Raw genomic sequence first — 7,084 nt, 5'->3', positions numbered from 1 at the left:
CTGTATCTATTACCGTCCATCGCCTACGCCTGACATGAAGTGTAACTTTCTGACCACGAATAGGAAAATCACTAATCTCGGCTGAAGGCATAAAGCCTTTAGATTCTAATTTAATGTTTTCATATCCGGAGGGAACTATGTTTTTTTCATCAAGATGAATATGGAGTTGTTTATCTCTTTGAATAACTTCTATGATATCAAAATATTCTAACAGCCCTTCGGGCATCAATAGGGATAGTAATTTACGTTCAGCGTCTTGCAAGGGATATCTGTATTAAAGATACTAAACTAAGAATTATTTAATATTCCCCCCAACTTTTCGGTATGATCCATTTAAAATAATGAGATATTTGTGCTTTGATATGAAAAAAGCCCCTAAACGTGATATTTAGAGGCTTTTTGAAGGCTTTTGTTGCCTAAGCTGTCGGGGTGGCAGGATTCGAACCTACGACCTCCACATCCCAAATGTGGCGCGATACCGGGCTACGCTACACCCCGATTAAGTATCACCTTTTTTGTGTGGCACAAATATACAGCGATATTTTTCATTTGCAAACACATTCGCAAAAATAAATTATAATCTACTGATTATTTGACCCATAATTTTAAAAAACAGTATTTGATCCACTATTCGTTCGTTACAATAAAAAAAAGATAGCATGTAATCAAATTGTTATGATCCAGCCTAGCCTAATTAATTATTGCTTACGAAGACTTCATAATTTCCGATTTTAATATATTTATTTCGGATCATGACGCTCAAGTATTCTATATTGGCTTATATTTGAATATTATTTTTATTCAATCTAAATAAAAAGAAAATATCTCTTCTCAATATAGTTGTCGTGGGCTCTCTACTCGCGGCAACTTTTTTGATATCATAAAACAAAAAGCTAAATTCGTCGTTGATAATATGGTTATGTTTGATAGGTTTAAATTTAACGTTGGTTAGATTCTTGCAGGAAGAAATAGAAAATAGAAGGTTGACGGAAATAAATATAGGTAATACACCTCTTCGAAAGTGTGTGAATCTCTCTACACGCTTTAACACCAACATTTACATCAAGGAAGAATTTTATAATCAGGGAAAATCTTCAAAGGATCGACCTGCATTGTTTATGATTCAAGATGCAATCGCTAAAAATAAATTGACAAAAGGTGGAATATTTGTTGAAGCGAGCAGTGGAAACACGGGACTAGGCATTACTTTAATCGCAAAGCAGCTGGGTTATCAAGCCAAGATATTTGTCTCCAAAAGTTGTTCGTCAGAAAAAATAGATGCTTTAAAATCAGCGGGGGCGTCGATTGAAATATGCGAAAATTCAAATGGGTTACACGATTTTGACTCGACCCAATTTAGAGCTCAATCCTTTGCTGCAACCCATGCGAATGCATATTTCACAAACCAATATTACAATTCCCAAAATATTCGGGCACATTATAAAACCACTGGTCCGGAATTGTGGGAACAAACAAACGAAACAATAACGCACTTCGTTGCGGGAATTGGCACTGGTGGTACGATTTCTGGAGTAGGACGGTATTTGAAAGAGAAAAACAAGAAGGTGAAAATATGGGGTATCGAACCCAATGGATCCATTTTACAATATTTTTTAAAATACCGCGGAGTACCCGAAAACTCCACCCCCTTTGATAGTATTGAAGGAATTGGAAGAAATTTTGTTCCGGGAGCGTTCGACGCCGACTCTGTTGATAAAATATTTCAAGTAGGTAGCGAAAAAACAAAAAAGGTTGCTCGCGACTACTATGATCAGACCGGCATATTAGTTGGATATTCTAGCGCCGCAGTTATTGCAGCGATTGAACAGCACCTTTCAATAATGAATTTCAAAACAACGGACCATGTTGTATTATTATTCCCAGACCATGGCTCACGTTACAAAAGTAAACTATACAAAAATGCCCTCAATACAATTAAAAATCTACAAAACACGTTCTAATTCCTATCATGCAAACATATAATGACATCGCTATACCTCTTTCTTGGCCAGATCAGACTGCGCGCGGGGATGAAGGGTGGATGGCTTTTTTTAAACGAATTGGAATAGTCAAAAATTTGAATTTCAAAGTGGGGCATGCAGCGATTTTACTGGTACAACGCTCCACCGGTTTAATAAAATACTACGATTTCGGCCGATACATCGTCCCACGAGGTTTCGGACGTGCCCGTTCGCAATCGTTCGACCCTCGTTTAGTCATCCGTACACAAGCAGAGTTTTCGGATACCGGGGAAATTAGCAATATCCGAGAAATTCTTAAGGAACTAAAAGACAAAGAAAGTGCTACGCATGGCGGAGGCCGCTTGTTGTACAGCATATGCCCGTCGGTATCGTTTACTAAAGGAAATGTTTTCGCCGAAAAAATTGTCGCTGACGGACCTATACTTTATGGTGCTATCGCACCAAATAACAATAGTTGTTCCCGTTATGTTGCCCAGGTATTAACAGAGGCAATGGAAAGTGGTGATCCGCGAATCCGAAAAATTTTATATCCCGAAAGCCTAAAGGCTAGTCCAACGAGTAATGTTGTAAATGCAGCAGATAAGAATGGTGTGATGTGTTACCATGAGGGTGTACTACAACAAATGAAAATGACACGTCGACAATCGCTTCTTTTCCAAATACGATTGCTAAAGGAGAACTTTACCAAGGTGGGAGCTCAGAATTTAAGCTCAGATTCCAATACAGGCTGGGTCGAAATGCCCGATCGTCCAAAACAAATTCCGAGCGATGCGCAATGGTTAGGAGGAATTGGTGAAGGCGCTTGGTTCCATCTCCAACATGTAGAGAAAATTAACTATCTTCTGCGAAAGTATAGTGTAAGTGGGAATATTGAATATACAACCATGGTTCACTGTATACAACCCATTGATTTAAGCCGTGCACATCAGTTCACCTACCACTTCACACACAATAACTGCAGTATTGAACAAGACGGCAATCTTTTTATTTTCAAAAACGAGCAGCAACGACAAGAAAAAGACTTAGAAACAGAACTAGAATTAAAAATAAAAGCAATATCATAAAACTATGGAAGTAACACTTTTAAAAGCAAAAATTCATACCGTAAAAGTAACTGAAGCAAACGTGGCGTACAATGGTTCTATTACCATCGATGCCGATTTATTAGATGCTGCGGGCATCAAAAAATATGAACAGGTCTACATAAACAATGCAGTGAACGGAAGCAGAATTATGACTTACGTACTTCCTGGACAGCGTGGAAGCGGTGAAGTTTGTATGAACGGAGGCGCAGCCTTACACGCTAAGCTAGGAGATACCGTACATATCTTATCGTTCGTGACAATGTCACCAGAAGAAGCAGAAAGCTATCAACCAACCCTTGTTTTCACTGAAGGTGAAAACAAAATCAAATCGGTCGAAAAATACAACTATTAATAGTTAATCCCACATTCAATGCCTTAGGAAATCTATTGAATGTGGGCTCTTATTCCTCCCGAATTAACGCGCAGTTCGTTTCCTTAACAAGATGACTCGCGATTCCCTTTCATTTAAAAGTCTCCCTCTTTTAATTTTTGGTAGTTCTATCTCATCTTAACGTGCCTGTATTTTTCTTAATCCTTACGTTTAAAAGACAAAAATTGACCGCTTTGCGACATACATCATCGTTTTTGCAAAAGAGGATAACTAACTTTACCATTCTGAGGCGCTCAAAATGAAAAAAAGAGATATACAAACAATAGATGATATTAAAGTATTGGTCGATACTTTTTATGGAACAGTTCAAAAAGACGATTTGATCGGTCCCATCTTTAATGAGAAACTCGATGGTCGCTGGTCAGAACATCTAGCAAAGATGTATACCTTTTGGCAAACAATTCTGCTTGACGAATATACCTATAGTGGGCGTCCCTTCCCCCCTCACGCGCAACTTCCGATCGAAAAAGAACACTTTGAGCGTTGGTTAACGTTGTTTAACCAAACCGTAGACTCCCTTTATGAGGGTACTGTAGCAGAGGAAGCAAAAAGTAGAGGAAATAAAATGGCCGCATTATTTCAAATTAAATTGGATCATATCCGAAAATCACCTTTCCCCCCTCTTTTATAGTTTTAAATAGAATGCAAGGTCAGGACGACGAAAACATCCCAGAAAAGACAGACTAAAAGTTCAAAAAGAAAAACTTTCGCCTTATTTTTGCGTATGAGCAGAGAATTACCACGTCCGGCTAGAGAAATCGATTTACATGCAGAAGCTTTTCTAGATCATCCCGAGGACTATTCCGCCGATGAACTTCTTGGGGAAGCTACAGCATATTTTAGGGAAATGCTTGACGCCGCAATTTATTGGGGATACAGCGAAATAAGATTCGTACATGGCAAGGGAAAAGGCACCCTACGGCAGGTGATATATGAAGAATTGAATGATTACAAAACTAGCGGGGCGATCGCTCGTTTTCATCCTTCCTACGGTAACGAAGACATCGTAGTAGTGATCATCGGACTGTGAACATCTGTTATAAATCCCCTATTTTTTCATGTACTATGTTTAAGAGAAACTGCATTCCCTGATGCCATTTATTTTTATTCCAGGCTAGTGATAATGTTGTCCGCTGATCTAACATATCAAGATCAATAAAATTAACATCTATATTATAGCCTCGTTTTAAAGAGGCAGGAACAAGAGCAACCCCTAATCCTTGCTGAACAAGGTTGAAAATAGTTAATGCGTTAACGGTCCGTAAGGAAACCCTAGGAACGAAATCAGCATCACGAAAAATACTCATCACCAGATCATAATAGGACTGGCTATATTCCTTAGAGAACAAAATAAACTCCTCTTGTTTAAAGTCATCGAGCGATTTAAAATTATGTTGTTGAATAGTATGGTTCTTGGATACAACTAAACAGAAATGCTCTGTAAGAATAGGTATCGTCAATATACCATTGGGAACCGCATCGATACGTACAAACCCAAAATCGAGTTCTTCACGAAGCAACATCTCCAGCTGTAAAATATTCGACAATTCCTGTATCTCTACCTCGATTCTAGGATGATCACGCTTTAGCGTCATCAATAATTCAGCTAATAGTGTTTGCACAGCGGAACCGATGAAGCCTAATCGAAGTTGGCTTACAGGGTTCTCTCCTAAATAACGAACATCCCTTTCGATTTTCGAAATTTGGATAAACAATTGTTCAATCTCCCTGTTTAAATATGAGCCTGCTGCGGTTAATTTTACAGAGCGTTTTCCTCTTTCTAGCAATGACACACCATATATTTCCTCCATTTGCTTGATTTGTCTACTTAGCCCTGGTTGGGAAATAAACAGTCTCTGGGCAGCTTTTCGGAAATGAAGCTCACCTGCTAAGACATGAAAATAATGTAAATGACGAAGCTCTATTTGATAACTCATGGTTATTAATTAGTGACAAAAATGGTATTTATAATTATCAAAACTAACCATTAATTTTGATAAATAACGTTTGGCTCTGCAGAAAAGAGCCGTTAAGAAATCAGCAAAATTGAATGAGTTATGAAAGACTTCCAATACGGAATAGATCAGCTAACGAGTAGTATTGCGATCGAGATAATGCTAGGACAACGAAGGGGAGTTCTGAGCGACAAAACTAAAATAGATATCGAGCGTAGTGCAAATCATGTGCAACATATCGTCGATACCAAACAAACCGTATATGGGGTAACGACCGGATTTGGACCATTATGTACAAGTATTATTAACGCCAATGAAACCCGTACTTTACAGGAGAATTTACTCAAAAGTCATGCTGTCGGCGTTGGAGAGCCTATCGCTATCAACTTATCCAAACTAATGCTTATTCTCAAAGTACACGCGCTTGCTAAAGGCTTCTCTGGGATACAATGGAATACAATTGAACGTATCGTATGGCATATTGACAACAATGTTATCCCTGTAGTTCCCAAACAGGGGTCTGTAGGTGCATCAGGTGATTTAGCACCTCTATCCCATCTGTTCCTCCCCTTAATAGGCTACGGTAAAATATGGGTGGGTAAAGAACAACAAGAAACGGCTCATGTACTTTCTTCCCACGGTTTGGCGCCACTCATGCTAGGCGCTAAAGAGGGACTGGCACTCATAAACGGAACGCAATTCATGGCAGCGCACGCGGTGACAGCAGTCGTAGAAATGCAGAATTTACTTCAGAATGCTGACCTTATAGCAACAATGATGTTAGAAGGACTCAATGGTTCTATCAAACCGTTCTTTCACCAACTACATGACTTACGTCCACACCAAGGTAACCAGTATGTTGCTGCTACAATTTATAATTTACTAAAAGACTCCCAAATCGTGCAGTCGCACAAGAACTGCTCGCGGGTGCAAGACCCCTATTCATTACGATGTATCCCACAGATTCATGGAGCGTCACGCAGCGCATGGCTCCATTTAAAACAAACTGTCGAGATTGAAATAAATGCAGTAACCGATAATCCTGTAATTATCGATCGGGATCTAATTATTAGTGGTGGCAGTTTCCACGGTCAGCCCATCGCATTGCCAATGGATTACGCGACACTAGCAATTTCGGAACTTGGCAACGTATCCGACAGACGCGTATATCTCTCCCTAGAGGGTGACACTGCGGGAGTTCCCAAATTACTGCTCGCCTCCACTGGCCTTAACTCAGGGTTTATGATTTTGCAGTATACCACAGCTGCACTCGCTAGCGAAAACAAGAGCCTTTGCTTTCCTGCAAGCGCCGACAGTATACCGACTTCCCTCGGACAGGAAGACCATGTAAGTATGGGGTCTATCAGTGGACGTAAGTTATTGCAAGTCATCGAAAATGTAAATCATATTCTGAGTATTGAATTAATATGCGCAGCACAAGCGCTCGATTTTCACCGGCCACTTAAATCAACTCAAATTATTGAGGCGATTCATCAAAAGATACGCGATCGTATACCGCATATCGAACAAGACCAACCCATGACGGATATCTTAGGCTCCGCATATACGCTCATTAAATCCGGAGAACTAGTGGCCCATGCCGCCCAGCTCGCACACGAGTATACTATTCCATACTTGGGAAAACAGGAACATCTTTTTAACCAATTTTAA

Annotated in this window: 8 protein-coding genes and 1 tRNA gene; 6 read left to right on the top strand and 3 right to left on the bottom strand. The window is 39.6% G+C overall.

Going from position 1 to position 7,084, the window contains the following annotated elements; translation table 11 throughout:
- Positions 1-262: ISAon1 family transposase N-terminal region protein (locus tag HP439_RS06995; protein ID WP_172389624.1), on the bottom strand; the 262-nt coding region annotated here is incomplete at its 3' end.
- 162 nt (positions 263-424) lie between these two features.
- Positions 425-498 (bottom strand) — tRNA-Pro (locus HP439_RS06990).
- Positions 499-923: 425 nt separating this feature from the next.
- Between HP439_RS06990 and HP439_RS06985 the strand changes: the two genes are divergently transcribed.
- The 5 genes from HP439_RS06985 to HP439_RS06965 all read left to right on the top strand — a co-directional run bounded on the left by HP439_RS06985 (position 924) and on the right by HP439_RS06965 (position 4,488).
- Positions 924-1,961 (top strand): PLP-dependent cysteine synthase family protein, encoded by a 1,038-nt coding sequence (locus HP439_RS06985; RefSeq protein WP_172389623.1) that lies wholly within the window; start codon positions 924-926, stop codon positions 1,959-1,961.
- Between the two features lie 8 nt (positions 1,962-1,969).
- Complete coding sequence (locus HP439_RS06980; RefSeq protein ID WP_172389622.1) at positions 1,970-3,046, top strand: DUF6695 family protein; 1,077 nt, start codon at positions 1,970-1,972, stop codon at positions 3,044-3,046.
- Between the two features lie 4 nt (positions 3,047-3,050).
- Complete coding sequence (gene panD / locus HP439_RS06975) at positions 3,051-3,419, top strand: aspartate 1-decarboxylase (protein WP_172389621.1); 369 nt, start codon at positions 3,051-3,053, stop codon at positions 3,417-3,419.
- A 277-nt stretch (positions 3,420-3,696) separates the two neighbouring features.
- Entirely contained in the window at positions 3,697-4,089 is a 393-nt protein-coding gene (locus HP439_RS06970) for a group III truncated hemoglobin (RefSeq protein ID WP_172389620.1), read from the top strand.
- Positions 4,090-4,182: 93 nt separating this feature from the next.
- A complete protein-coding gene (locus HP439_RS06965) occupies positions 4,183-4,488 on the top strand; it encodes a Smr/MutS family protein (protein ID WP_172389619.1) in 306 nt (101 codons plus the stop codon).
- 7 nt (positions 4,489-4,495) lie between these two features.
- Here the strand turns inward: HP439_RS06965 and HP439_RS06960 are convergent, their stop codons facing one another.
- Positions 4,496-5,395, bottom strand: a complete 900-nt coding sequence (locus HP439_RS06960) for a LysR family transcriptional regulator (protein WP_172389618.1) — start codon at positions 5,393-5,395, stop codon at positions 4,496-4,498.
- A gap of 120 nt (positions 5,396-5,515) precedes the next feature.
- On the opposite strand from HP439_RS06960, the gene hutH reads away from it, so the two are divergent.
- Positions 5,516-7,084, top strand: coding sequence for a histidine ammonia-lyase (gene hutH / locus HP439_RS06955; RefSeq protein ID WP_172389617.1), 1,569 nt, complete (start codon positions 5,516-5,518; stop codon positions 7,082-7,084).

The organism is Sphingobacterium shayense (assembly GCF_013179575.1).
Classification (GTDB): domain Bacteria; phylum Bacteroidota; class Bacteroidia; order Sphingobacteriales; family Sphingobacteriaceae; genus Sphingobacterium; species Sphingobacterium shayense.
The sequence above is the reverse complement of the archived record's forward strand: the minus strand, read 5'-3'. Positions and strand labels throughout refer to the sequence as shown.

What these genes read in the sequence shown, in the direction of transcription:
- HP439_RS06980 (WP_172389622.1), top strand. Translation starts at nt 1,970, where the DNA reads ATGCAAACATATAATGACATCGCTATACCTCTTTCTTGGCCAGATCAG.
- panD (WP_172389621.1), top strand. Translation starts at nt 3,051, where the DNA reads ATGGAAGTAACACTTTTAAAAGCAAAAATTCATACCGTAAAAGTAACT.
- HP439_RS06970 (WP_172389620.1), top strand. Translation starts at nt 3,697, where the DNA reads ATGAAAAAAAGAGATATACAAACAATAGATGATATTAAAGTATTGGTC.
- HP439_RS06965 (WP_172389619.1), top strand. Translation starts at nt 4,183, where the DNA reads ATGAGCAGAGAATTACCACGTCCGGCTAGAGAAATCGATTTACATGCA.
- HP439_RS06960 (WP_172389618.1), bottom strand. Translation starts at nt 5,395, where the DNA reads ATGAGTTATCAAATAGAGCTTCGTCATTTACATTATTTTCATGTCTTA.
- hutH (WP_172389617.1), top strand. Translation starts at nt 5,516, where the DNA reads ATGAAAGACTTCCAATACGGAATAGATCAGCTAACGAGTAGTATTGCG.